This is a genomic window from Capnocytophaga sp. oral taxon 329 str. F0087, from assembly GCF_000213295.2.
GTDB lineage: Bacteria > Bacteroidota > Bacteroidia > Flavobacteriales > Flavobacteriaceae > Capnocytophaga > Capnocytophaga leadbetteri_A.
In genome coordinates this window covers 7,397-10,213 of the sequence record NZ_KN390008.1, presented here as the reverse complement: position 1 = coordinate 10,213, position 2,817 = coordinate 7,397, and the positions used below count along the sequence as shown (strand labels likewise).

6 protein-coding genes are annotated in these 2,817 nt (G+C 39.8%); all 6 read right to left on the bottom strand.

The window, feature by feature from the left end; genetic code table 11:
* Positions 1-240: DUF3109 family protein (locus HMPREF9074_RS06830; RefSeq protein WP_034540088.1), on the bottom strand; the 240-nt coding region annotated here is incomplete at its 3' end.
* 15 nt (positions 241-255) lie between these two features.
* Positions 256-876, bottom strand: coding sequence for a recombination mediator RecR (gene recR / locus HMPREF9074_RS06825; RefSeq protein ID WP_009392818.1), 621 nt, complete (start codon positions 874-876; stop codon positions 256-258).
* A 1-nt stretch (position 877) separates the two neighbouring features.
* The gene (locus HMPREF9074_RS06820; RefSeq protein WP_009392817.1) at positions 878-1,345 is read right to left on the bottom strand and encodes a low molecular weight protein-tyrosine-phosphatase; all 468 of its coding nucleotides are present in this window, start codon (positions 1,343-1,345) and stop codon (positions 878-880) included.
* Positions 1,346-1,368: 23 nt separating this feature from the next.
* Complete coding sequence (gene nadD, locus HMPREF9074_RS06815; protein ID WP_009392812.1) at positions 1,369-1,956, bottom strand: nicotinate (nicotinamide) nucleotide adenylyltransferase; 588 nt, start codon at positions 1,954-1,956, stop codon at positions 1,369-1,371.
* Complete coding sequence (gene gmk / locus HMPREF9074_RS06810; protein ID WP_009392810.1) at positions 1,953-2,519, bottom strand: guanylate kinase; 567 nt, start codon at positions 2,517-2,519, stop codon at positions 1,953-1,955. The genes nadD and gmk overlap by 4 nt, the downstream gene beginning before the upstream one ends.
* Positions 2,519-2,817: DUF1732 domain-containing protein (locus tag HMPREF9074_RS06805; protein WP_034540085.1), on the bottom strand; the 299-nt coding region annotated here is incomplete at its 5' end. The genes gmk and HMPREF9074_RS06805, both read right to left, overlap by 1 nt.

The following is a 2,817-nucleotide window of genomic DNA, read 5'->3' as shown; positions in this document are numbered from 1 at the left end:
CCATTCGCCGTCTTCTCCTTTCACATATACCCCTTGTGCCTCTATAGCAGCCCTACCTTCATCAGTTAGATAAGGTTCTACTTCCGGATAAATACGCTTCATTATTCTTAACTCAGTCTCTTCTACAGGAGCTCCTGCATCGCCTTCTATACAGCAAGCTCCCTTGCAGGAAGTTAGGTTGCACACAAACTCGTTATCTATAATATCTTCCGAAATAATAGTGTTAGCTACTTGTATCATTTTTTGTGTTTTCTTTTAAACTGCTTTAATTGCCTTTTCAAAAGGTATTCGGTGCGCAATACTGCGCCCTAATGTTATCTCATCAGTATATTCTATTTCAGCACCTACCGCTATACCGCGTGCTATAGTAGAAATTGTGATGTTATAAGGTTCTACTTGCTTGTAAATATAGAAGTTAGTAGTATCACCCTCCATAGTATTGCTTAGGGCGAGAATAAGCTCATTCACTTTTCCTTGCTTTACTTTTTCTACTAAAGAAGCTATGTGCAGATTAGAGGGAGCAATACCATCAATAGGCGATATTTTGCCCCCTAGCACGTGATACTGACCAAAAAATTGTCCTGTGTTTTCTATAGCCATCACATCGCGGAAGTCTTCTACTACACAGATAACCCCTGTGTCGCGCACGGGGTTAGCACATATTTCGCATATTTCTACATCCGAAATGTTATGACAATTTTTGCAGTACACTATATGAGTACGTAGAGCGACTAATGCTTGTGCCAGCTGTAGCGTTTGTTCTTCTGGTTGTTTAAGCAGGTGCAAAGCCAGCCGCAGAGCCGTCCGTTTGCCTATGCTTGGTAATTGTCCAATCTCGTATACTGCATTCTCTAAGAGTTTTGATGAAAAGTCCAATTTAGCTGTTAGTTGTTAGTTTGTGTGCTACTTTTTCGCAAGCAGCATCTATAAGTTGATATACTTTTTCAAAATCAGCTTCACTACCATAATAAGGGTCAGGTATTTCAGCTTTAGTCATCTTGTCAAGAGCATCACTGAGAAACGAGATTTTGTTTAAATCGTGCTCGTTTCTCGCTAAACGGATAAGATACTGATAATTACTTCTATCCATTACGAAAATATAGTCAAAAGCCTCAAAATCAGTTATGCTAAATTGTCTTCCTCTAAGCATCGAGATGTCTACTCCGTGCTTTTTACCTGATGCAATACTGCGCGGGTCAGGGGCATCGCCTATATGATAGTTAGCAGTCCCTGCTGAATCTACTTCAAAAGAGTCAATAGGAAGTTTGCTGCGCATAACTCCTTCAGCTAATGGTGAGCGGCAGATATTGCCCAAGCAAACCATTAATATTTTTGTTTTCTTCATTTTCTTTTTTATTACTTTATTTCTTATTTCAAATACAGTCCCATTTTGTCAATATACTGCCATACTTTCTCAGGCAGTAGCGGACGCACATTGTGTCTCGCCTTTATTTCATCGCGAATAAAGGTGGCTGATAGTTCTATAATCGGGGCTGTAATACGAGTAATGTGCGGGTGATTGCTCAACACTTCAGCAACTACCCCCTCAGAGATACGCGGATAGATGTAAAGCTGATAGTTAGCTAATATATGCTCGTAATTCTTCCACTTGTGAAAACTTTTTAGATTATCTTCTCCCATAATCAGAGCAAAGTCTACGTCAGGGTATTTTTCACCTAAGTGAGCCAATGTATTAACTGTATAATTGGGTTGTGGCAGGTGAAACTCTATATTGCAAGTGCGAAGTTTAGGATAATCATCTACAGCCAACTCAGCCATTTCAAGGCGTAAGTGATTGTCTAATAACGATTGCTTTTCCTTGAACGGATTTTGAGGTGTTACTACGAACCACACTTCGTGCATTGCACTATGCTCTGCTAAGTGGTTTGCCAAGATGAGATGCCCAATATGAATAGGGTTGAATGACCCAAAGAATAAACCTATTTGTTTTCTCATTTGTTAATAAAATCAGTTACAAGGTCTTCAGCCTCCTGCAGTGCGCGCGGTAGGTCATCATTTTTGATAATAACATCGAAAAGATGAGCTGTAGCCATCTCTTGTGCTGCTTTGTCTAAGCGCATCTGTATTTTCTCTTCAGTCTCTGTTTGTCGAGCTCGCAAACGCTCCTCTAATACAGCTATGCTAGGAGGTTCGACAAAGATAGCTAAGGTTTGCTCAGGGAATTGCTTTTTGATGCGCAACCCTCCTGCTACATCTATGTCGAATACTACGTTTTTGCCCATAGCCCACAGCCGTTCTACTTCCGATTTTAGGGTGCCGTAAAAGTAGTTTTGATATACCTCTTCCCATTCTAAGAAATCGTTATCAGCTATGCGTTGTTTGAACTCTTCAGCTGAAAGAAAATAATATTCCTTACCGTGTACCTCCTCACCGCGAGGGGCACGCGAGGTTGCCGAAATAGAAAACGCTAAATTAAGCGGAGCCAATGAAAGCAAATGCTTCACAATGGTAGTCTTACCACTCCCCGAAGGAGCTGAAAAAATAATAAGCTTATTCATTATAATACATTCAGTACCTGTTCTTTAATCTTTTCGAGTTCATCTTTCATTTGCACTACTATCTGCTGCATAGGGGCAAAGTTAGCTTTTGAACCCAATGTATTTATTTCTCTACCTATTTCTTGGGCTATAAAGCTCAATTTTCGTCCGTTAGAATCTTCAGATTGAAGAGTTTCAATAAAGTAGTCTAAGTGTTTCTTAAGACGTATTTTCTCTTCTGTAATATCCAGTTTTTCTAAGTAGAAAATAAGTTCTTGTTCAAACCTATTGGCATCTACATTTTGTATGTCGGCCACTG

Excerpts from the sequence above, each read along its gene's own strand:
- HMPREF9074_RS06820 (WP_009392817.1), bottom strand. The coding sequence starts at position 1,345 with ATGAAGAAAACAAAAATATTAATGGTTTGCTTGGGCAATATCTGCCGC.
- nadD (WP_009392812.1), bottom strand. The coding sequence starts at position 1,956 with ATGAGAAAACAAATAGGTTTATTCTTTGGGTCATTCAACCCTATTCAT.
- gmk (WP_009392810.1), bottom strand. The coding sequence starts at position 2,519 with ATGAATAAGCTTATTATTTTTTCAGCTCCTTCGGGGAGTGGTAAGACT.